The organism is Synoicihabitans lomoniglobus (assembly GCF_029023725.1).
Lineage (GTDB): Bacteria > Verrucomicrobiota > Verrucomicrobiia > Opitutales > Opitutaceae > Actomonas > Actomonas lomonigloba.
In genome coordinates this window covers 4314751-4337383 of record NZ_CP119075.1, presented here as the reverse complement: position 1 = coordinate 4337383, position 22633 = coordinate 4314751, and the positions used below count along the sequence as shown (strand labels likewise).

Sequence of the window (22633 nt, the reverse complement as noted above, 5' to 3'; positions counted from 1 at the left end):
ACCCGAACGGGTGGGATCGCGATATGCTGGCGGGGTCATGCAGAACTTCCCATCCCGCGCAGCTCGGTTCTCGGCCTTTCGTTGGATTGTATCGCTTTGCGCGTTGTCGCCCGTGGTGGTATTTCCGCCGCATGTCCTCGCGCTGCCGGAGGGCAGTCAGGTTGTGGCGGGAGAGGTGAGCTTCGCTGGCGGGACGGGACAGCTCGATCTCACCCAGATCGGAAACGCCGCCATCGTGAACTGGGCGGATTTTTCGATCGGAGCGGGCGAGATCGTCAACATCCACCAGAGCGTCGACGGCGCGATGCTCAACCGCGTGCTGGGGGCCAACCCTTCCGCGTTGTTGGGCCAATTGAACGCCGACGGGCGTGTTTATCTCGTCAATCCGAACGGCGTGCTCGTCGGGGCCGACGCGCGCATCGATGCAGGCGGCTTTTTCGCCACGACCGCGCAGATTGGTGATGCCGAATTTCTGGTCGGCGGTGACCTGGAGTTCACCGACGGTTCCGAGGCGGCCATCGTCAATCTTGGCGTGATCCAAGCCACCGCTGGTGACGCCGTTCTCGTGGCCTATCGCGTCGTCAACGAAGGCGAGATCCACGCGCCCCACGGCACCGCGGCCCTCAGCGCCGCGACCCAATTCATTTACGCGCCGACGGGCGACACCCGGATCACGGTGGCGTCCAGCGTCGCGTTAGCCGACGGTGGGGTGGGCGTGGACAACGCCGGGTTGATCGATGCCGCTGATGCGGAACTCACTGCCGCGGACGGCAACCTCTTCGCGCTCGCCGTCAACCAGACCGGTGTCGTGCGGGCCACGGGAGTGGAGCGAGTGGGCGGGCGCGTGCTACTGACCGCCGACCAGGGCGTGGTGAGTGTCGAAGGCGAAATCTCCGCGCACCGCGACGACGGCAGTGGCGGCGAGGTGCTCGTCGGGGGCGACTTTCATGGCGATAATCCCGCGGTCGCCAATGCTGCGTTCACCTACGTGGGTGATGCCGCTTTGATCGACGTTGGCGCGCGCGGCGGGACAGGCGACGGCGGGACGACGGTGGTGTGGGCCGACGATCACACGATCTATCGTGGATTCATCGATGGCCGGGCCGGTGAGCGGGGCGGTGATGGTGGCAACGTCGAGGTTTCCGGCAAAGTGCAGCTCGACTTCCGGGGGAACGTCGATCTGCACGCGGCGTCGGGAGCGGCAGGTCACCTGCTGCTGGACCCGGCGGCGATCACCATTCAGGCATCCACGGCGGAGGCGAATTTGAGTAGCGATGGGGGAGTCGGAAGCCTGCTGAGGCTCTTTCAAGAAAATACCTTCGCCCCGTCCATACTTCCCGTCGACTCGCTGGTGAACTTGTTGAACACCGGGGTGAACGTCACCCTCGATACTTCCGGGGCTTTTATCGACGGGCTTTTCGACCACGTGGGCATCGACGTTCTTTCCCCCGTTGCCTGGACATCGGGCAGCACGCTCAGCTTCAAGTCCGGCGACGTGATCAACATCAATGCGGACCTTACGGGCGGAGCAGGCAGTGGCATCGTGTTCGGCCTGGGGTCGAACTCCAGCGCGGGCGCGGGCAAGACCACCGGCGTTTTCACCGTGCACGAAGACGCCACCGTCACCGCCGATCAGGTGACGATTCAACCCAACGTCGACGCGCGACCGGTGAACGCGGGCATCACCGGCGCAGTCAGCACCGGCGCGATCAGATTTAACGGTATTCTCGTAACGGATACATTGGATCTGGCCATGCCCGGCGGCGGTTTTGGGGACGACGTGACGATTGCCAATGCCGCCAATCAGATCGGCACGCTGACCTCGTCCAACGCCACCGGAGGGCTCGCCGGTGCCCTCACCGTAGTTGACGGCACGGGGGATTTGACGGTCAACGGATCGTTGGCGGGCATCGGTGACGCCGTTACGATCTCCACGGCGGGCGATCTCACGATGGGAGCGGGGGCGTCGATCGCCACGACGAGCGATACGGATATTTATTTGGCCGCAGGCGGTTCCTTCACCAACGCCGCGGGCGGTTCCGCGTTGTCGGTTTCCGGCGACGGGAGATTTCTGATCTACTCGGACAACCCCACCGACACGACCCTCGGAGGACTGGGGGCCGAACCGGTTTACGACAAAACCTTCGCCGACAACGCCCCGGCCAGCATGGACGGTTACGCAGGCAATCGCGTGCTCTACGAACTGGCGCCCACACTCACCTTCACCGCCACGGATCAGACGCGCGACTACGGTGACAACAACGCCGCGCTGGGCTTCACGGTCAGCGGCCTGCTGACAGGCGATACTGCCGCCGAAGCCTTCAGCGGGAATCCGGCGCTCGGGACCACCATCACCAGCTCGACGGCCGCCGGCACTTACGCCGATGCCATCACCATCGCCATTGGCTCCGTCATCGCTTCGGACTACGACTACGGCATCGCGTTTGCTCCGGGTGATTTCACCGTCGACCCCGCCGTCCTCGCGGTGACGGTGGCCGATGCGACGCGCCTCTATGGTGACACCAATCCCGGATTCAGCGGCACGATCACCGGTTTCAAACTGGATCAAGACACCTCGGTGGTCACGACCGCGCCAACCTACGTCACCAGCGCACACGCCGGGGTCGATGTCGGTTCCTACGCCATCGTCGGTTCCGGGGCCCAGGCCGCCAACTACACCTTCACTTATTCACCGGGAAACCTGAGAGTTGATCCGTCGCCACTGCTCGTCACGGCCGCCGATACCACGCGCCTCTACGGTGATGCCAATCCCAGCTTCAGCGGCACGATCACCGGCTTCAAACTGGGTCAGGACGCCTCCGATCTTTTGACCGCGCCCTCGTATATGACCGTGGCCGATGCTGGCTCCGATGTCGGCGACTATATCGTCATCGGCACCGGTGCCGACGCCGCCAACTACAGCTTTGCCTACGCTCCCGGCACGCTCACGATCAACCCTGCTCCGCTGACGATCACGGCCACCGACCAATCGCGCGATTACGGCGACGCCAACCCGACGCTCGACGTCGCTTACAGCGGATTCAAGAACAGCGATGATGCCACCGTGGTCTCCGGCCTCTCCGTCGCCACCGCCGCGACCGAAGCCTCCGATGTGGGTGATTACGATATCGTTCCTACGGGTGCCACCGCGTCCAATTATACCATCACCGAGGTCGAAGGCACGCTGACGATTGATCCCGCCGCCATCACCGTTACGGCTGACGACACCAGCCGCACCTACGGAGCGATCAATCCCAGGTTCGTCGGCGAAGTCACCGGTCTCAAGCTCGAACAGGACGCTGCCGTGCTCACCGGTCTCGGTTACCACACCGCTGCCACCGCCGGCTCCGCCGCCGGCTCCTACGACATCGTGGCCAGCGGTTCGACCAACCTCAATTATACCGTCACCTACGAATTCGGAACGCTCACCGTCGCGCCGGCCCCGCTCACCATCACCGCCAACAACGCTGGTGCGCGCTTCAACGAGGCCTTGCCGGACTTTATGGCATCCTTCGTTGGTTTGGTCCCCGGTGACATTGCGGCTGACATCAGCGGCCTGACCCTCACCACGGACGCCGTCCAAGGCTCCGATGTGGGCGACTACGCCATCGTCGCCTTCGCACCCGCCGAAGTGAATCCGAATTACACCATCAGTTTCGAGCCGGGCATTCTTACTATCAGCAATCAGATCCTGACCATCACCGCCGATGATTTCACGCGGCTCTACGGTGCCGCCAACCCGAGCTTCACGGCGACGACCACCGGGTTCGTGGGTGACGATGACCTTTCCATTCTTACCCAATCCGTCACCTTCACCGTGCTCGCGGACGAAGCGTCCGATGTGGGCTTTTATACGATTACGCCCGTCGGCGCCGTCGCGCCCAATTACGACATAGCTTTTGTGCAGGGGACACTGGAAATCGATCCCGCTCCGCTGACGATCACGGCCAACAACCTGTCGCGCGACTACGGTGACGCCAATCCGACGTTCGATGTCAGCTACGACGGATTTCGCAATGACGATGATGCCGCGGTGATCTCCGGCCTCACCGTCACCACGGATGCGACCGAGCACTCCGACGTCGGTGCCTATGACATCGTTCCGGCGGATGCCGCGGCGATCAACTACACCATCACCCACCACAACGGCGAGCTGACGATCGATCCGGCAGCCGTAACTGTCACAGCCGACAACACCCGCCGCACCTACGGCGCGACCAACCCGAGTTTCACCGGCGTGGCCACCGGTCTCAAACTTGATCAGGACGCGTCCGTTCTGACCAACCTGGGCTTTGGCACCGACGCCACCACGGCCTCTGACGCCGGCACCTACACCATCACGCCTAGTGGTTCGACCAACGCTAACTACACCGCCACCTACGAGCCCGGAACGCTCACGATCGATCCGGCGGCGCTCACCATCACGGCCAACAATGCGGCCGCCGTCTTCGGTGCATCGCTTCCCGGTTTTTCCGCCAACTACGCCGGCTTGGTCAATGGCGACACTGCGGCGGATATCGCTGGGCTGACGCTCACCACCAGCGCCGCGCCCGGCTCCGATGTGGGCGACTACGCCATCGTGGCCGCCGGCGCGACCAACGCCAACTACACGATCTCCTTTGCGTCGGGCATCCTCACGATCAGCGAACAAATTCTAACTATCATCGCGGACGACATGACGCGGCTCTACGGCGCGGCCAACCCGAGCTTCACCGCGACGACCACCGGTTTTGTCGACGACGATGATGGCTCCATTTTCACCCAGCCCGTCACGTTCACCACCTTGGCCAACGTGGGCTCCGGCGTAGGCACCTACTCGATCATGCCCGCGGGAGCCGTCGCGCCCAACTACGACATCACTTTCGTCAACGGCACGCTCACGATCGATCCCGCGCTGCTCACCATCATCGCCACCGATTTGAGTCGCATCTATGGTGACACCAACCCGAGCTTCACCGCCGCCATAGAAGGGCTCGTGGCCACCGATACCACCGCCGACATCACCGGTCTCGTGCTCTCAAGTGACGCGACCCTCGCCTCCGACACGGGTGACTACGCCATCACGCCCAGCGGCGCGTCCAACGCCAACTACGCCATCACTTTCGTGGAAGGCACGCTCAGTGTCGCGCCCGCCGCGCTCACCGTCACGCTTGACGATGTCAGCCGTGACTACGGCGACGCCAACCCGACGCTTACGAGCACGTTCACGGGTTTCAAACTCAGTGACGACGCCTCGGTGCTGACCGGCCTCGCGCCTGCGACCGACGCCGTGGTGACCTCAACCGTCGGCGACTACGCCATCACCACCGGCGACGTGTCGGCCTCCAACTACACGGTCGCCGTCCAGACGGGGACCCTGAGCGTTGAACCCGCTCCGCTCACGATCGCGGCCGACGATCAGAGTCGCGAATACGGCGACGCCAACGGCGGTTTCACCGCCACCACGATGGGTTTCAAACTCGACGACGACGCCTCGATCCTGTCCGGCCTCACGTTCCTGACCACGGCGACCGCTGCCTCGGACGTAGGCGAGTATCCCATCATTCTCTTCGGTGCCTCCGCGGACAATTACGCCATCACCTTCGTGCCCGGGGAACTCACCATCGATCCCGCCCCGCTGCTGATCACCGCCGACAGCCAGACGCGCCTTTACGGTCAGTCGAACCCCTTGTTCACGGCTACGTTTACCGGCCTGAAATCCGTCGACGAGGTGGCGGATTTCACCGACCTTACCCTGAGCACAACCGCCGAGCCTGCGTCCAACGTTGGTCGCTACGACATCACCGTTTCCGGCGGCGTGAATCCCAACTACAGCTTCACCTTCCAGGAAGGCGTGCTCACGGTGGACCAGGCCCCGCTCACGATCACCGCCGACGACTTCACGCGCATCTACGGCGACCTCAACCCGACCTTCACCGCCACGTTCGAGGGGCTGGCGCCGTTTGACACGGAGGCCGCGGTTTCGGGATTGTCCTTCGCGACCGCGGCGACCCGTGACTCCGACGTGCAGGACCTGGCCATCACGGTCGGTGGAGCGACCAGCAACAACTACGTGCTCACCTACGTGCCCGGCACGCTGACGATTGCACCGGCCTTGCTCGATTTTTCGTCGTCTCAATTCACTCGGGTTTACGGCGGCACTACGATCCAGCCGATCGACGCGGCCGCCGTCATCGGTTTCAAGCTCAACGACACATTTGCCGATCTCGGTGTCTCCGCCCTAGGTCTCGATCCGACGGCCGATGTGGGGGCCTACGATGTGCAGATCGAGCTGAGCAGCGCCAACTACACCGTCGAGTCCGCGCCGCGTCTCCTCACCGTGTTGCCCGCTCCGCTGCAGGTGGAGGTCGGTGATTTGATGCGCGTCTACGGAGAGCAGAATCCGGCCATCGCGAGCCTTGCCCTCACAGCGGAAGGACTGGTCTTCGGACATATTGTAGCGGACGTGCTCGGGCTCGTTTTCCCGGTCGGGCCCACCGCGGACGTCGGGAACTACGCCATCATGCCCGAACTCCTCAATTCCAACTACGTGTTGACCGACCTGGATGCCGGCAACCTCGCCGTGGTGCCCCGCCACATCGCTCTGAAACCGGCCAACACCGTGCGCTATTACGGTGACGAAAATTCAGCCTATCAGATCCTCGTGGCGGGCGACGGACTCGCGAGCTTTGATACGATCGCTGCGGTGGCATCGCCCTTTGCCCCGGTTCCCGCCGACGCGACCGCGAACCCGGACGCGCCCGGCCTGCACGCGTTCTACGCCGCCCTCACCGGCAATACCAATTACCGCGTGGAAAACCTGCCCGGGCTCTTCACCGTGCTGCCGCGACCGATCACGATCACCGTCGACAACCTCTCCGCGGTAATCAACTCCGCGCTGCCCGAGTTCAATATCACCGCCGACAACCTCGCGCCCGGCGATACGTTGGCCAACGCGTTTCCCGATATCGAGGTTGGGGTTTACGATCAGAACCAGGCTGCGTCGGTCGAGGTTGCGACCACATTGACGACCTTCTCCGCTCCCGCCGAGTTCGACGATGCGGCCTTTCTCGCGAGCTACCCGACGACGATTCAGAACCCCACCCCCGGCTCGGGCAATCGAACGGTCGTTGTGCCGGAGCCCGATGTTGAGTTCGTGGATACCATGCCCGGTGGCGAATCCCTGCGGCTTACCATTACCCACAGTGGTCGGTTTTTCTGGAGCGACAGCGTGCTCACCCCGGAGGAGCAGGCGTCCTTGCAGGACCAGATTCGCTGGCTCCAACCCGAAGGTTACCTCGGCGCCAATCCGAACTACGCCGTCACCGTCGTCCACAACGGGCAACTGTTCCTCTCGCCCGATCCCGTCCGGGTGGCGGAACTGGAACGCCTTCGGACGGAACGGCTCGCGGTGCTCGCCGCCGAGGCGGCCATCGCGGCGGAAGAGGCGGCTTTCCAAGCGGACAAGGCCGCGTTTCTTAATCCGGGTGGATCGTCACAGGCTGCGTTCGGTATGCCGGTTGAGGCGCTGCCCGTCATGCTTGATGCGATCAGAGACCAACTGCGCAACGAGGTCATGCGCCAAGTCTTCCTGGAAGGCTTGGGGGAAGCGGGAGAGGCGGTGATGGATGAAGCCGTCGCCGTCGGCCCGGCGATTCGGGCGCAGCTCGGTCTGAGCGATGACGAGGAAATCACGGAACGACATCTTTATGCGTTTCTCGCAGATCTGCATTCGAATCCGGAAAAGCAGGCGTTGTTGACACCGGCCTATACGGACTTCGTGAAGACCCTGACTCACAAATCACCGCTAAACTACACGCCGGCGGAAGCCGTGTTGGTCGGAGAACTCGAGCGTCATCTGGGACAGGCCCGCACCGAACTTGTCACGAAAATGGAGCATAAGCGGGCAGAGTATTTTGCGGATCCGGAAAGTTACCAAGCCCCCGTTTCATCTGCTCTACTGAGTATGATAGCACCGGACGAAGTGCCGTGGGCGGATTTTATGGCAGACGCCGCCGGTGAAGTTGTTGAGGAGAAAATAGGTAACGACATTGGGAGCGCAGCTCTGGCTACCGGCTTGGGAGTGACCGGAGGGACTGCCGCTGCTGGCGTGGTTAACGCCGCAGCTTGGGCGATCTTTCCAGAACTGAGCAGCCTCATAGGTAAAGTCAGCGGTGGCTTGGTCAAGGCGGCCGGGATGGGAGCTTCGATGGTGCACAGCGGTCTTGTCACTCCGGCGGCTAGCCAGGCCTTCACGGCGAGCGCCCAGTCGTTGACCACCTATTCAGTTCTCGGGAACCTCTCCTCGGGGCCGGCGGTGATCGTGAGCATGGCCATCGTAGTTGGAGTCACCCAAGGTATCGACGTCGGCAAGGAGGTCGACCGTCGGGTCGAGTTTGAGGAGCTCGTCGAGAGTGACGCGCGTAATACGCCCATATCCATTTACGGACTAAAACTCGATCCTCCAACCGAGGACGACGAATCGACCGACTCCATCGTTAGTCGGACTCTGTTTGCGACCGCGCTTACCAGCATGATAACGGGCAATTGAAGCGCTGAGACCGTATCCAATGAAGATATTCGATCCTTTTCTTCGCCAGCTCCGTGTGGGTCTTGTTGCGGTGTTCGCTCCATTGCTGTTATCCGCGCAGAATCTTGATGAAATGTCGCCAGATCCGACCTCGTCGCAGGAGGAATCCATTGAACCTCTCTCCGGCCTAATTCCGCCATACGCGGGAGCGATGCCCGACGAGGAGGTGCTGTTGCCGGAGTTGAAAGGCATTGCGATCTATGGCTCGGAGGTGACGGCCCGGGCTGACCGCCCGGTGGCGGGCTTGACCCTCTCCGGAGTGCCCGTTCTCGACACCAAAGACTACCGCGAGGTGTTGGGGTATTTCTTGGGTGCGCCGGTTTCGATGCCGTCGTTGCGACGCCTTGAGTCCTCCACGCGAATTTATTTGAGCGCCGTTGGCTACCCGTTCTCGGTGGTCCATCTCCCCCGCCAGGATGTGACAGAAGGTATTGTTCGGCTCGTGGTCACGATCTCCCGGTTGGAGTCGCAGATTGTAGTTGAGGGTGCCAACTACTTTTCTACGGCGTCTTATCAGAAGGCGATCCGGTTGAAATCGGGGCAAGCGCTAGACCGCATCTGCTTGCGGGCTGATCTCGATTGGATCAACCGTAATCCCTTCCGGCGAGTCACTGCGTCCACTACCGCGGGTGACGAGCCAGGCACGACCAAGATTGTGCTGCGCGTTCAGGAGCGGCGGCCGTGGCAGGTCTTTGCCGGAGCCAGTAACTCCGGCACCGAGACGACCACCATCGAGCGCTTCAATGCCGGGTTCAATTGGGGCAATGCCTTCGGGCACGGGCATCAGCTTTCCGCGCAGTGGACCTCGAGCTGGGACTTCGAGGCGCTGCGCAGCGTGTCGGGTTCCTACGCGCTCGACCTGCCGTGGCGGCACAGCCTCAGCTTCTCCGGCGCTTACTCCCAGACCGAGGGCGTGCTGGCGCCGCCGTTTTCGCTCTCCGGCGAATCGTGGCAGGTCGGGGCGAACTACGACATTCCGCTCAAGTCGCCACGCGATGGATACACGCACGCGCTGCAGTTCGGGGCCGACTTCAAGGCCAGCGACAACAACTTCATGTTCGCCGACGTGCCCATCTCGGACAACCTCACGCATATCGCCCAAGCCCGCGCCACTTATCGTGGTAGTCTGACGAGCGGGTGGGGCGCGACTTCCTTTGGCACCACGCTCACCGCCGCTCCCGGCGGCCTGACCGACCGCAACGACGATGACTTCTTCAACCTCAGTCGCGCGGGAGCCCAGGCAAGCTACGTCTACCTGCGCGCGAACGCGTCGCACCGCGTGGCGCTCGACGCGGTCAAGCCCGGCGTGGCCTGGTCGGTTCGCGGCCAGTTCCAGCTCTCGCCCTGGAGTAACTTGATCGGCAGCGAGCAGTTCGGCGGCGGCGGGTCGAGCAGCGTGCGCGGTTACCAGGAAGGGGAGGTCTACAAAGACAACGGCGTGCTGCTGAGTCACGAGCTGCGTCTGCCGCCGTTTTCGCTGAAGCTGGGGCGGGGCCGTCTCTCCGACAACCTACAGTTGTATGTGTTTCAGGACTACGCCCGCCTCTGGAGCACGGACAAACTGCCCGGCGAGGCCGACGTTGATCTGCATAGCGCGGGCGTCGGTTTCGACTACTTCATGGGCTCGCACCTCAACCTGCGGGCCGCCTACGGCTGGCAGTTCACCGACAGCGGCAGCAGCGAAACCGGTGACAACTCCCGCGCCCACCTTTCCGCGCGGGTCAGTTTCTGAACCAGACAGGATTTCCCATGCCAGCTCCACTCTCCACTCCATGGCTTCCGACCGTGAAGGCCCACTTCCACCGTGGATTGGCTTTCATCGGGTTAAGCGCATGCGCGGTCGTCATTCAGGCTCAGACGACCTTTTTCTCCAACCTGACCAATGACTCTGACAGCGCTGAAACTGTCTTTGATATGCAATGGTTCGCCGGCTCCTTCACCACCGGTGCCAATGCCGACGGTTATGCCTTGGACCACGTGGACATCGCGTTCACCGGAGTGGCCACGGACGCGACCTTTGCGATCTCGCTGTGGAGCGATGCGAGTGACACGCCCCAGGCCAACCTAGGGGCTTTTTCCCACGACACCGGCATCCGATTCAACCCGACGGACAACCTGAGTGTGCTCCCTTCGACTACCTATTGGCTCGTGTTGGAGTCGAACCAGATATCCGATCTTGGTTCGAACTACGCGTGGAGGACGACTGAAGATTCCTCGTTTGCGGTGAGCGGTGGGTGGAGTGTCGCCGGATCGTTTGCGCAGAGCACCAATCAAGGAGCAACTTGGGCCGCATCACCGACCGACTATCTGTATGCGGTCACCGCGACGCCGGCCAGCGCCGTGCCGGAACCCTCCACGACCGCGGTGATCCTCGCAGGTTTCGCTCTGGTCGGGGTGGTTTGCACACGGCGGCGAGCCAGAGCGAAGGGAGTAGCGTGAAAACGACCCCACTCCTTGTATTGGCCTGACCGTTACTCATCGATCCCACGCCCATGACTGCTTTCAACGACCTCATCTCCAACGTCAGCAACATCGTGTGGGGGCCGCCCATGCTCGCGCTGATTGTGCTCACCGGGGTTTTTCTCACCGTGCGGCTGCGGGTCATCCAATTGCTGCGGCTGGGCACGGGATTGCGATTTGCGTTCGGCCGCAAAGGTCGGGCGAATGCGCGGCAGGGCGACATTTCACCGTTTCAAGCCTTGATGACGGCGCTCGCCGCGACCATCGGCACGGGCAACATTGTGGGCGTGGCCACCGCCGTATCCATCGGCGGTCCCGGGGCGTTGTTCTGGATGTGGGTGATCGCCTTCCTCGGCATGGCCACGAAGTATTCCGAGGCGCTGCTGGCGGTGAAATATCGTATCATCGATTCGCAGGGCCGCATGAACGGCGGCCCGATGTATTACATTGAGCGGGGCATGGGCGCGAAATGGAAGCCGCTCGCGGTGGCGTTCGCGGTCTTCGGCGCGGTCGCCGCATTTGGCATCGGCAACATGGTGCAAGCCAATGCGGTCGCCGGTAACATTGTCGCGCTGGTGGGTGCGGAAGGGGCTGCGGTCAGCACCACGAACTGGGTGACGGGGTTCGGGCTGGCGGGGCTGACCGCTCTGGTGATTCTGGGCGGCATCAAATCGATCGCCCGCACGGCGGCCGTGTTGGTGCCGTTCATGGCGATTTTTTATGTGATCGGTTGCCTCTACATCATCCTGCGGTTTGCAGGCGAAATTCCGGCGGCGTTGTCCCTGATCATCCGTGATGGGTTCAACGGGTCCGCTGCGGCCGGAGGGTTTGCCGGTTCCTCCATGATCCTCGCGATGCGCATGGGTGTGGCGCGCGGAGTGTTTTCCAACGAGTCGGGATTGGGCAGCGCTTCGATTGCGGCGGCGGCGGCGCAGACCGATCAGCCCGCTGAGCAAGGACTCATTTCCATGATGGGAACGTTTATTGACAGCATCGTCGTGTGCTCGCTCACCGGTCTGGCGCTGGTGGTCACGGGGGTGTGGACCGGGGGCGGCGCGGCGGCCGCGGCCATGACTCAGGCGGCCTTCAGCCATGGATTGCCCGGACAGAGTGGCGGCATCGTCGTCGGCATCGCGGTGATCACCTTTGCTTACTCCACGGTGATTGGGTGGTCCTATTATGGCGAGCGCTGCTGCGAGTATTTGTTCGGGCGGCGGGCGATCCCGTTTTATCGGGGGCTTTGGATCTTGGCGATCATGGTCGGGGCCGTGGGGGGACTGCGCCTGATCTGGAACATCGCCGATGTGCTCAATGCTTTGATGGCGTTGCCCAACCTGATTGCGCTCATCGCCCTGTCGGGCGTGGTGGTGGCGGAGACGCGGGCGTATGGGCGGCGCTGAAACGAACGTTCTCTCCCGCCGGATCGATCGGAGCTGAGATCAATGTGCGCCATGTCGCCAATGGGCTGGCCTTGGCGGTGGGTTCACGCGTAGATGGATTCGACTTTCCCCACCATGATCCTGACTTCATCGCTTAATCTTTTTGGCCCTCGCGGGTCTGCTCGTTCGTGGTCGGCCGGGCGCGTGGGCGCGCTTTTGCTTATGACTGTTTCGATGAATCTTAATGCGGCTCCGGCGGAGTCCGATGCCGACCCTTACCTCTGGCTGGAGGAGGTGGAGAGCGAGCGCTCGCTGGCATGGGCGCGGGAGCGCAACGCGGTGAGTTTGGGCGAGCTGCAGGCACGGGAGGGCTACGCGGAGGTGGAAGCGCGGTTGCTGTCGATTTATGATTCCAAGGATCGCATTCCCGGTATCTCCAAGATCGGCGACGCGTATTATAACTTTTGGCGGGATGCCGCGCACCCGCGCGGTATCTGGCGGCGCACGTCGATGGAACAATATCGCCAAGTCGATCCCGCGTGGGAAGTGGTGCTCGACCTCGATGCCTTGGGCGCAGCCGAAGGCGAGAGCTGGGTGTGGAAAGGTGCGACCGTGCTGCGCCCGGATGAAGACCGGTGCATGATCTCTCTTTCGCGGGGCGGCGCGGATGCGACCGAAAAGCGCGAGTTCGACCTGACCACCAAAACGTTTGTGGCGGACGGATTCGTTTTGCCGGAAGCGCGCAATTCGGTGTCGTGGATTGATCGCGACACGATGTATGTGGGCACGGATTTTGGTCCGGGCTCCATGAGCGAATCGGGTTATCCACGGATGACCAAGCGGTGGCGGCGGGGCACGCCATTGAGCGAAGCCGAATTGATCCGCGAGACTCCGGCGAAAGACCTTGGCGTATGGGGCTATCACACGGTGGATCACGGCCGACACCACGACTTTTTGCGCCGGGTGATGACCTTTTTCACCAACCAATTATTCATGCTGGTCGACGGCGAATGGGTGATGATCGACAAACCCGACGACGTGGTCGTCGGCGTGTTTGATGACTGGTTTACGTTTCAATTGCGCGAGCCGTGGACGGTGGGCGATCAGACCTTTGCGGCGGGTTCTTTGCTTGCGGCCAAGATGAGCGATTTTCTTGCTGGTGATCGCGATATGACGGTGGTGTTTGCGCCGACCGAGCGCACCTCGCTGGACTCGGTCGACTCGACGAAGAACTATCTGCTCATCACCGTGCTCGATAACGTGAGCAGCCGCGCTTACGCGATGCAGTGGACCGATGGGGCCTGGCGCAGCCGGGCGTTGCCGGCACCGGAGTTTGGCAAAGTAGAACTCGGAGCGGTCGACAGCGAAAACAGCGACGACTACTTCATGACGTCAGAGGACTTCGTGACGCCAACCAGCCTTTTTCACGGCACGGTCGGGTCGGAAGACCAGACGCGGCTTAAGTCCCTGCCCGCTTATTACGATGCTAACGGCATCACGGTCGAACAGCACGAAGCGACCTCGGCGGATGGCACCAAGGTGCCGTATTTTCAAATTGGCCGCGCCGGGCTGAAGCTCGACGGCACCAATCCGACGCTGCTCTACGGCTACGGTGGTTTTGAAGTGTCGATGTCGCCGTTTTACAGTGGTTCGGTGGGCGCGGCCTGGCTCGAGCGCGGGGGCGTTTATGTGTTGGCCAATATTCGCGGGGGCGGAGAGTTTGGTCCCCGCTGGCACCGGGCGGCATTGAAAGAAAATCGCCAACGCGCTTTTGATGATTTTGCCGCGATTGCCGAGCACCTGATCGAGCGCGGCGTGACCACGCGAGAGCACCTCGGCATTCAAGGAGGATCCAATGGCGGCCTCCTCATGGGCGTGATGCTCACGCAGCGGCCGGATCTGTTTGGGGCCGTGCTTTGCCAAGTGCCATTGCTCGACATGCAACGCTATCACCTGCTGCTCGCCGGAGCGTCATGGATGGGTGAATACGGTGATCCCGATCAACCAGACGAGTGGGCGTATATCAAAGCCTACTCGCCTTACCAGAATGTGAACCCGGACGGGGATTACCCGCGCACCCTTTTCACGACTTCGACGCGCGATGATCGGGTTCATCCCGGCCATGCCCGCAAGATGGCGGCGTTGATGCGCGAGCAAGGTCACGACGTGCTCTACTACGAAAACATCGAAGGCGGTCACGGAGGCGCGGCCAACAACGAGCAACGCGCCCGCATGAACGCGCTCGGGTTCACGTTTCTGTGGAATGAGCTGGAGTGAGGTCCCGGAGAAATCGGTGCGAAGATCGGGCTATTCAAGAATAGTGGTAACGGGCTTGGGCGAAAAGTAGGCGGTCTTTTTTTACCACGTAGACCAAGCGGTGCTCTTGAGTAATTCTACGGGACCAAGCTCCTGCGCCGAGGTGGCGCAGCGGTTCTGGTTTTCCCAAATCCTTGAACGGGTCCCGTCTAATGGATTCGACTAATTCGAGGATTTTTAATGCAACCCTCCGGTCTGTGCTGACCCAGGGAGTGAGGTCGTCGAGGAAATCGCGGTCAAAATCAGCTGCCGGATGCCATCGCTCATTTCTCAGCCAGCGACGTCAGTTCAGGCGGCGTCATCGCTTTACCCTGCCCGGACTCCAACCGTTGCAATGCGCCGAGTAGCCGCTGGGCATTTGCGGGAGATCGAAGCAAGTGAGCGGTTGCTTCCATACTTCGCCATTCGTCCAAAGGCATCATTACGACGGATTCATGACCCCGGCGATCCATCACCATGGGCTCTCGACTGGAAATGGTTTCATCCCAGAATGAGGCCAACTTTTCTCGTGCTTCGGTGTAGGACGTCCTTGTCATGTTCGCAAATTAACCTGCACAGGTATCCTGGCCAGATGGAATATGTCGTCGACGTATTGGCAGGGCGGAAATGTTCGCGGGAGAAACTTGGCGGGACGGCGAAGTGGGCGCAAAAAAACCCGCGTCGGAAAGGACGCGGGTGCTTAGGTGGGGGAGATAGGGGCGACCATGGTTCAAGCGGCGAGCGGGTGACGTTCGGTGCGCTTGACCTTGGTCTCGGTCGCGTAGGTGCAGGTGGTCTTGCCGTAGTCGCTGAGGGCGATCGAGGACAAGGCGACACCGGTGGCGGTGATCGAAACGGCGGCGGCGCTGGCACCCAAGGCGAGGGCGAAAGGCGCGATGAGGGCGGCGATGAGCAGGGACACGGAGGTCTTCATGATGGGCGAGTTCTTTTCGTTGTTGTGGTTCACGTCCTCATCACCCGCGGGCTGCCCACGAAGTTGCAGAAATCGAGAAATTTCGATGCGCCTCGGCTCGGCCGTCGCGATGAATCGGACAACTGATACCAAAGACGAAAGCGCCGGACGGCGGTTTCGGGGCAGTCAAAAATTTTCCAGTTTCATTGCGACGCATCAGAAGGATGGATACGGCAGGGGAGGCCAACCGGTGATCAAAATAAAAGGAGGCTGGCATGGGGGAGTCGCGTCGAGTTGGAGCTTTCGTCGATGCGTGGTGGCCGAGCTGGAGCTCGGCGTTCCCAGTCCGATAAAGAGGTTCAGCGGGGGCGGGCGCTCTTTGCCCTGGTTTCTTTTGGGGCGTGAACCTTTGACGGGGAGGCACGGCACGACGGGGTGAGCGCGAGCGAGCTCGCGGCCTACGCTTGGGCTGGGCGGCGTTTGCGGTCGTCGCAAGGGACGGCCCCTACGGGGGGGCTGTTTGATGCGGACGTCGGGTTCAGCGTCGCGATGGTGGCGCCCCAGCCGCCGGAGGTTTCGTTGCCGAGACGGTAGCTCATGACGAGGTCGGGGTGGCGGTCGAGCAGAGTGTGCACCGTGGTGCGCAGGGTGCCGGTGCCTTTGCCGTGGATGATGCGGACGTTCGTCAATCCCTTCGCTTGGCAGGCCTCCAGGTATGCCGGGATGAGTTCGCCGAGATCGGATGGGCGGAAGGTGTGCAGGTCGAGCTCGCCGGTGATGGGAAACTCAACCGGTGGTTCCTCGTCCATGTCAGTCCTTCTTGTCGTCGTCCGGCGTGTCTTCCGGGAGCGGGGCGGAATCGTCGGAGGACGTTTTGGCGGGGGGCGGCGAGGTGGTCGGTGGCGGCGTTGGCGTCACGGACGGATCGGTGATGGGCTGGGGGCGGGAACGGGGAGGCGAAACCGGTTGGCGCGGACGCGGTGGCGACGCCGGGGCGTCGACGTCCATGGCGCGGCGGATCTCATCTTCCACGCCGGACGCGGCGCGTTTGAATTCGCGCATGGCCTTGCCGAAGCCGCGGGCGAGTTCGGGCAGCTTTTTGCCGCCGAAGAGCATCAGCGACAGCACGAAAATCATCATCATTTCCATGCCGCCGACACCGTCGAAGAAGGCTAGCGTTGGGTCAATTAAGGAGGACACGAAGGAAATAGGAGGTTCTACAGAAGGAAACGAAGCGAACGAAGGCTATGACCGAACGGTATTCTTTGTTTCCTTTGCGGTCTTCTGTAAAAGAAAGAAATCGAAGCTCAGCCAATCGCCACCGTGACGGTGAAGTTTTCCGTTTGGCCGGGAGTGACGTGATGCAGGCCGCGGCCATGACCGGGGGCGTTGGGCGGGCCCATCCAGGGTTCGACGCAGTAGTAAGGGGCGTCGGGGTCGGCGGTCCACGTGACGAAACAGGCTTCGGGGTGAGGCACGGTGGAGGATCCGTTGGTCAGGGCCACGAATTCGGACCCGTCGGCCGGACCAAAGCGCAAATGGTTTTCGGCCATGCCCACGTGAATCGTATCGACCAGATCGGGATGAGACAGTGGGCACCGGCGGGGGAGGTGGGGTCCGGGCACGATATCGCCCGTGGCGGTTTGCTTGGCGGAGGCGGCCCGCGGCAACTGGATGACGTAGTCGTCGCGGGTCTGATCTGCCGTCCAGGGCGCGGCGAAATAGAAATGATGGCCAGCGCTCCAGGGGATCGCGACTTCGCCGTGGTTTTGGAGCGTGAGCGTGCAGACGCAGCGTTCGGCTTCGAAGCGATAGGTGACGGTGAACGTGTAGTCGAACGGGTAGCACGCCTGATCGTCCGCCGTCGGGGCGAGTCGGGCGGTGAAGCCGGTTTCGTCGATGGACGTGAGTTGGAACGTCCCTTGTCGCGCAAAACCGTGCATGGGCATGGCGCGCCGGGTGCCGGTGGCGTCGCGCCAAAAGTGGATCTCGCCACCCTCGAACACGCGGGCGTTGAAGGGGAACAGAATCGGGTTGCCGCCCCGCACCTTGGCGACGGGGGTGGAGAGGTCTGCCAACTCGGGCCAATGCAGCACGTCGCGAGTCGAACCGTTCGGACGGGTGGTCTGCCAGCGCATGAGACGGGCACCGGCTTCGGGCCAGGCGAGGAAGGTGGAATCGCCGATCTGCCAGCGGCGAATGGAGTGTCCGAGATACGGGATGGTTTCCATGACTGCAGAGCTTTGGTGGGACGAGTGCCCGGTGCGCGCAAAAGTATTCGTGGAAACATCGCGGGGTTTTGTAAGGCCGAAGCGTGCGCGGGTGCTTGCGGTAGGAGATCGATGCCCTCAGTTTGGCTGACTTGTTGATGCCCACCCCACGTATCGTTTCTCATTTCCTGGCCCTTGGCGTTCTGTTGATCGGCGGAGGGAAGGCGGTGTCAGCGCAAGACACCACGGTTCCCGCGGAGGAAATTGCGCCACCGACCGTAGTCGAAGCCCCGCCGGGGCAGTCGCCGGCCAAAGTTGTCGTGATTCCGGTGCGCGATGAGATCGCTAAGCCGATTTTATATGTCATCCGACGGGGGTTGAAGACCGCGATCGAGATGGAGGCCGATCTGGTGGTGCTCGATATGGAAACGCCGGGCGGAAGCCTGGGCACAACGTTCGAGATCCTCGAAGCATTGAGCAAATTCAAGGGCGAGACCGCCACCTATGTGAACAAGGAGGCGATTTCAGCGGGTTCGTTCATTTCAGCGATGACTGACGACATCTACTTCGCGCCCGACGGGGTGATCGGGGCGGCGGCTCCGGTGATGTCGAGTGGCGGCGAAATCGACGAGACGATGCGGATGAAAATCGTCAGCTATCTGAAGGCCCGGATCCGGGCGATCTCCGAAGGACATCCCTATCGGGGGCAGGTGATTTCGGCCATGATCGACTCCGACTACGAGTTGAAGATCGGCGATGAGGTTTTGAAGGCCAAGGGCGAGTTGTTGTCGCTCACGGCCACGGAGGCCTCCGCCACCTACGGCGACCCGGCGCAACCGTTGTTGGCGGCGGGCATCAGTGACTCGATCGAGGCGTTGTTGATCGAGCGGTTTGGTGAAGGCGGTTTTGAAACGCTGACGCTCGAGACGACGTGGTCGGAGGACTTTGCCGCCGTGCTCAATGGTTTCGCACCGATTCTGATGGGACTGGGGTTGTTGGGGCTTTTCATCGAGTTCAAGACCCCGGGCTTTGGCATCTTCGGCATCGGCGGCGGGCTGTTGCTGTTGATCGTGTTTTTCGGCCACAATGTCGCGGGTTTGTCGGGACACGAGCCGATGCTCTTTTTTGTGATCGGCGTCGCGCTGTTGTTTGCGGAGATCCTGTTTTTTCCGGGCACGATCGTGTTCGCACTCAGTGGCGTCATTTTGATGCTGGGCTCACTGGTGTGGTCGATGGCCGACCTGTGGCCCAACGAACCCCTTACGCTTTCGGGTGATGTGTTTGTGCAGCCCCTGATGAGTCTGATGATGGGGCTCGGTGTGGCGATGGTCGGCGCGATAGTCGTGCTCCGATTTTTGCCGCGCGGTTGGTTCTGGGATAAGATGATTTTGGCCACGGCGGCGAGCGGTGATCGTTCCTCGTTTACGACCATCAATCCGCCCGGGGCGGGCGATCCCGGCGCAGGTTCCCTGGTGGGTAAAACCGGGGTGGCGGTGACGGACATGTATCCCAGTGGCCAGGTGGAAATCGACGGTCGTTGGTATGAAGCTCACGTGGAAGTCGGATCGGTCGACGCCGGGGCGACGGTGGTGGTCCGGGAGCAACAGAGTTTTGGTTTGATCGTGGAACCGGTCGCCGAGGAGGACGAAGCATGACGATAATCGGCGTATTGTTTTTAATCGGGATCGTTTTTCTGGGTTTCGAAGTCTTTTTGCCGGGCGGAATTCTCGGCGTGTTCGGTGGCTTGGCGCTGCTGGGCGGCTGCGTAATGGCGTTCGTCGGTTACGGTGTCGGGGGGGGCGGATTGGCCATACTGACCGCGTTTCTTCTCGTGGTGGCGGTGCTGTATTTTGAGTTTGCGATCCTGCCGAAGACGGCGATCGGCAAACGGTTGTTTTTGCATGCGGCGGTCGACGGCACGTCATCGGTGGCTCGCGCCACGGACCTGGTGGGGCAACTCGGCACGACCGCCACGGCGCTGGCTCCCTCGGGCTACATCGTGATTGATGGTCGTCGCCATGAAGCCTTTTCGCGCGGAGGCTTTCTCGAAGCGGGTGCCGCGGTTAAGGTCGTCGCCACCGATAATTTTAGACTCATTGTAATCCCTGAATCCTCCTAGCTCCCCATGAATCTGACTCTCATCTTCACGATTGCGGCGATCATCGCCGGTTTGGTGCTCTTCGGCATCATCATTTCCTTTTTTAACGTTTGGCTGAAGGCATGGCTGTCGGGAGCCTACGTGGGCATGGTGAATCTCATCGCCATGCGGCTGCGCGGCGTGCCCTACGGTGTCATCGTCGACGCGCGCATTCGCGCCGCCAAGGCTGGTTTGTCACTGGGCATCGACGAGATTGAAGCCCAGTATCTGGCGGGTGGTAATGTCATTTCCTGCGTGCACGCGTTGATTGCGGCCCAGAAAGCCCGGATTGAACTCGATTGGCAGCGGGCGTGTGCGATCGACCTCGCGACCAAGGGCTCCGGCAAGAGCGTCGAGGAAGCCGTGCGCACCTCGGTCGATCCCAAGGTGATCGATTGCCCCAGTCCGGAAGGCGGTCGCAGCACCATCGACGGTGTGGCCAAGGACGGTATTCAAGTGAAAGTGCGCGCGCGGGTGACGGTGCGCACCAATCTTGATCGGTTTGTGGGTGGTGCCAAAGAGGAGACGATCGTTGCCCGCGTGGGTGAAGGTATCGTGACCACCATTGGTTCGGCCGATACCTACAAGGTCGTGCTGGAATCGCCGGACACCATTTCCAAAACCGTTTTGAAGCGCGGCCTCGATGTCGGCACGGCCTTTGAAATTCTCTCGATTGACATCGCCGATGTGGATGTTGGCGAAAACGTCGGTGCCAAGCTGCAGGAAGCTCAGGCCATGGCCAACAAGAGCATCGCGCAGGCGCAGGCGGAAATCCGTCGCGCCGCCGCCGTCGCGGTCGAACAGGAGATGAAGGCCAAGGTCGAGGAGATGCGCGCCAAGGTCGTCGAGGCGCAGGCCGAAGTGCCGCTCGCGATGGCCGATGCCTTCCGCAAGGGCAACTTGGGCGTCATGGACTATTACAAGATGGAGAACATCCAAGCTGACACCGGTATGCGGAAATCCATCGGCGAACCCGAAGATGACAAGTTGGACAGCTGATCCCTCTGCGCGATGAGTTGGATAACGGAAAATTTCCAAATCATATTCGTCGTCGGCTCCATGATCGCATGGTGGCTGAAACAGCGGGCGGACGAAAAAGAGGAGCCGCCGGAATATGGCGACCGTCCGGGGCGTGAACCGATTGATAATCAGCAATCGGACGCGGCCCGGCAGGTGCGTGAGCGCATGCGCAAGTTGCGTGAACAACGCAGCGAGCAGCAGAGTCGTCCGGCGACGACGGAGCGGCCCGCGCGTGCGGAGCGCCCCGCGCCGTCGACGGCCGATATTCCGCCGGTGTTGCGCGAACTCATGGGCATCCCGGACCCCGAGCCCGAGCCGGAACCCGCGCCTCCGCCTCCGCCGCTACCGGTCCAGCCGGCGGTCAATCCGCAAGATCGCATGGCGGCCCAGTTGGAAGAGCTCGAAGCGCAACGTAAGAAAGCGGAAGCCACCGCGCGGCAGGCTCGCAGCCGCATCACCCGGTCGCAGGTGCGCAAGAGTCCGCGTCGTCACGCCGTGGGGGAAATGAGCGAACTCGAGTTTTTGGAGGTGTTGCGTGACCCGACCAGTGCGCGTCGCGCGATCGTGTTGCGCGAGGTATTGGACAAGCCCGTCGCACTGCGCTGAGGCGCGGCGGTCCCTCCTCGGAGGGACGATTTCCACGTCGTCTGCCGTTGCCTCGCCGAGGATGCGGAGTGGTCGGGAGAAGGGGGGGCGGACCGGGTGCAACCGGTCCCTCCGAGTCCGGCATTACTGGCTGGTTCGATCAGCCGGTCCGGGGAGCGGCTCTCGCGCGCAAGCGCGCTCTTACGCCATCAGTCCGGCTTACTCCACGCGCACGCGTTGGCGGCCACGCAGGCCGTATTCCGTGGAGATGTTGGTGCGCTTGCCGTCGAGTTCGACCTCGATGTTTTCCATCGGGTCCGCGGTCAGGAACAAGCTGCCGTTCTTGGGGAAGGTGCGGCTGTCGCCGCGGGTGATGGCACCCTGAAAGAGTTCCACGCCCGACGCTTCTTCGACGACTTTGACGCGCACGCTGTCGAGCGCATGGATGACAATTTGAGGATCGGTCGCGGCGGTGGCGGCCGGGGTGTCGACGGGGGTCTCGGTTTTTGATCCGGACCAGGCACGGACGCCGACCACGACGATGAGCACGATGGCCACGACAGCAGCGACGATTGCGCCGCCTTTGATCAGCAGTGCCTTGTCAACGTAGGGGAGGGCACCAGGGCGCGGTTTGAAAGTGGCGGGGTTATCGGAATCGGATTCACCGGGCGCGGCCTCGGGCTCGATGTCGGCCGACTCGCGGGCGGTGTCCTTGCTCGACGAAACACTGAGATCCATGCGGCCGTAGATCTCGCGGTTGACGGACTTGGGGGCGGGGGCGCCGTGACCGAGGGCGTTGTAGTCGTTGACGATCTTCTCCGCGGGCAGACCGAGGAACGTGGCGTAGTTGCGCAGGAAGCCGCGCACGTAGATGTCGGGTAGATTAATATCGAACTGACTGCTCTCGAACTTGTGGAGGTAGTCGCCCCGGACCTTGGTGGCCTCGGCGGCCTCGCGAATGGAGATGCCTTTGCGTTTGCGTGCTTCTTCCAGTCGATCGCCGATATTCTGCATGGGAGTAATGAAGTGAGATTGAGTCGGAGTTAGAAACCACGAAATACGTGA

At 62.0% G+C, this 22633-nt stretch carries 16 protein-coding genes; 9 read left to right on the top strand and 7 right to left on the bottom strand.

Annotated features, from left to right (window positions below; genetic code table 11):
• Positions 1 to 37 precede the first annotated feature (37 nt).
• From PXH66_RS16790 to PXH66_RS16770, 5 genes are all read left to right on the top strand, one after another.
• A complete protein-coding gene (locus PXH66_RS16790) occupies positions 38 to 8530 on the top strand; it encodes an MBG domain-containing protein (protein WP_330930705.1) in 8493 nt (2830 codons plus the stop codon).
• A gap of 112 nt (positions 8531 to 8642) precedes the next feature.
• Positions 8643 to 10301, top strand: coding sequence for a ShlB/FhaC/HecB family hemolysin secretion/activation protein (locus PXH66_RS16785; protein WP_330930704.1), 1659 nt, complete (start codon positions 8643 to 8645; stop codon positions 10299 to 10301).
• 182 nt (positions 10302 to 10483) lie between these two features.
• On the top strand, positions 10484 to 11008 hold the full coding sequence (locus PXH66_RS16780; RefSeq protein WP_345784008.1) for a choice-of-anchor R domain-containing protein: 525 nt from the start codon (positions 10484 to 10486) through the stop codon (positions 11006 to 11008).
• 53 nt (positions 11009 to 11061) lie between these two features.
• Positions 11062 to 12429, top strand: coding sequence for an alanine/glycine:cation symporter family protein (locus PXH66_RS16775; protein WP_330930702.1), 1368 nt, complete (start codon positions 11062 to 11064; stop codon positions 12427 to 12429).
• A 213-nt stretch (positions 12430 to 12642) separates the two neighbouring features.
• Entirely contained in the window at positions 12643 to 14685 is a 2043-nt protein-coding gene (locus PXH66_RS16770) for a prolyl oligopeptidase family serine peptidase (protein ID WP_330930701.1), read from the top strand.
• Between the two features lie 34 nt (positions 14686 to 14719).
• Here PXH66_RS16770 and PXH66_RS23140 read toward each other — a convergent pair whose 3' ends face one another.
• From PXH66_RS23140 to PXH66_RS16750, 6 genes are all read right to left on the bottom strand, one after another.
• Entirely contained in the window at positions 14720 to 14998 is a 279-nt protein-coding gene (locus PXH66_RS23140; RefSeq protein WP_345781743.1) for a Txe/YoeB family addiction module toxin, read from the bottom strand.
• Complete coding sequence (locus tag PXH66_RS23135; RefSeq protein WP_345781739.1) at positions 14988 to 15260, bottom strand: type II toxin-antitoxin system Phd/YefM family antitoxin; 273 nt, start codon at positions 15258 to 15260, stop codon at positions 14988 to 14990. The genes PXH66_RS23140 and PXH66_RS23135 overlap by 11 nt, the downstream gene beginning before the upstream one ends.
• 173 nt (positions 15261 to 15433) lie before the next feature.
• A complete protein-coding gene (locus PXH66_RS16765) occupies positions 15434 to 15637 on the bottom strand; it encodes a hypothetical protein (protein WP_330930700.1) in 204 nt (67 codons plus the stop codon).
• A 437-nt stretch (positions 15638 to 16074) separates the two neighbouring features.
• A complete protein-coding gene (locus PXH66_RS16760; RefSeq protein WP_330930699.1) occupies positions 16075 to 16425 on the bottom strand; it encodes a Smr/MutS family protein in 351 nt (116 codons plus the stop codon).
• Between the two features lies 1 nt (position 16426).
• Positions 16427 to 16816 (bottom strand): Sec-independent protein translocase subunit TatA/TatB, encoded by a 390-nt coding sequence (locus PXH66_RS16755; RefSeq protein ID WP_330930698.1) that lies wholly within the window; start codon positions 16814 to 16816, stop codon positions 16427 to 16429.
• Between the two features lie 107 nt (positions 16817 to 16923).
• Complete coding sequence (locus tag PXH66_RS16750) at positions 16924 to 17847, bottom strand: aldose epimerase family protein (protein WP_330930697.1); 924 nt, start codon at positions 17845 to 17847, stop codon at positions 16924 to 16926.
• A 137-nt stretch (positions 17848 to 17984) separates the two neighbouring features.
• Between PXH66_RS16750 and PXH66_RS16745 the strand changes: the two genes are divergently transcribed.
• From PXH66_RS16745 to PXH66_RS16730, 4 genes are read left to right on the top strand one after another with little or no spacing between them, the layout of a single operon-like run.
• Positions 17985 to 19481, top strand: a complete 1497-nt coding sequence (locus tag PXH66_RS16745; RefSeq protein ID WP_330930696.1) for an NfeD family protein — start codon at positions 17985 to 17987, stop codon at positions 19479 to 19481.
• On the top strand, positions 19478 to 19945 hold the full coding sequence (locus tag PXH66_RS16740) for an NfeD family protein (RefSeq protein ID WP_330930695.1): 468 nt from the start codon (positions 19478 to 19480) through the stop codon (positions 19943 to 19945). The genes PXH66_RS16745 and PXH66_RS16740 overlap by 4 nt, the downstream gene beginning before the upstream one ends.
• 6 nt (positions 19946 to 19951) lie before the next feature.
• Entirely contained in the window at positions 19952 to 20962 is a 1011-nt protein-coding gene (gene floA, locus PXH66_RS16735; RefSeq protein WP_330930694.1) for a flotillin-like protein FloA, read from the top strand.
• A gap of 12 nt (positions 20963 to 20974) precedes the next feature.
• Entirely contained in the window at positions 20975 to 21589 is a 615-nt protein-coding gene (locus PXH66_RS16730; RefSeq protein ID WP_330930693.1) for a hypothetical protein, read from the top strand.
• A 198-nt stretch (positions 21590 to 21787) separates the two neighbouring features.
• On the opposite strand, the gene PXH66_RS16725 is transcribed toward PXH66_RS16730, so the two are convergent.
• Complete coding sequence (locus PXH66_RS16725) at positions 21788 to 22582, bottom strand: helix-turn-helix domain-containing protein (protein WP_330930692.1); 795 nt, start codon at positions 22580 to 22582, stop codon at positions 21788 to 21790.
• Positions 22583 to 22633 lie beyond the last annotated feature (51 nt).

Coding starts and splice junctions, on each gene's coding strand:
- PXH66_RS16725 (WP_330930692.1), bottom strand. CDS start 22,582: ATGCAGAATATCGGCGATCGACTGGAAGAAGCACGCAAACGCAAAGGC.
- PXH66_RS23135 (WP_345781739.1), bottom strand. CDS start 15,260: ATGACAAGGACGTCCTACACCGAAGCACGAGAAAAGTTGGCCTCATTC.
- PXH66_RS16750 (WP_330930697.1), bottom strand. CDS start 17,847: ATGGAAACCATCCCGTATCTCGGACACTCCATTCGCCGCTGGCAGATC.
- PXH66_RS16785 (WP_330930704.1), top strand. CDS start 8,643: ATGTCGCCAGATCCGACCTCGTCGCAGGAGGAATCCATTGAACCTCTC.
- PXH66_RS16765 (WP_330930700.1), bottom strand. CDS start 15,637: ATGAAGACCTCCGTGTCCCTGCTCATCGCCGCCCTCATCGCGCCTTTC.
- PXH66_RS16770 (WP_330930701.1), top strand. CDS start 12,643: ATGAATCTTAATGCGGCTCCGGCGGAGTCCGATGCCGACCCTTACCTC.
- PXH66_RS16760 (WP_330930699.1), bottom strand. CDS start 16,425: ATGGACGAGGAACCACCGGTTGAGTTTCCCATCACCGGCGAGCTCGAC.
- PXH66_RS16740 (WP_330930695.1), top strand. CDS start 19,478: ATGACGATAATCGGCGTATTGTTTTTAATCGGGATCGTTTTTCTGGGT.
- PXH66_RS16745 (WP_330930696.1), top strand. CDS start 17,985: ATGCCCACCCCACGTATCGTTTCTCATTTCCTGGCCCTTGGCGTTCTG.
- PXH66_RS16775 (WP_330930702.1), top strand. CDS start 11,062: ATGACTGCTTTCAACGACCTCATCTCCAACGTCAGCAACATCGTGTGG.
- PXH66_RS16790 (WP_330930705.1), top strand. CDS start 38: ATGCAGAACTTCCCATCCCGCGCAGCTCGGTTCTCGGCCTTTCGTTGG.
- PXH66_RS16730 (WP_330930693.1), top strand. CDS start 20,975: ATGAGTTGGATAACGGAAAATTTCCAAATCATATTCGTCGTCGGCTCC.
- PXH66_RS16780 (WP_345784008.1), top strand. CDS start 10,484: ATGCAATGGTTCGCCGGCTCCTTCACCACCGGTGCCAATGCCGACGGT.
- floA (WP_330930694.1), top strand. CDS start 19,952: ATGAATCTGACTCTCATCTTCACGATTGCGGCGATCATCGCCGGTTTG.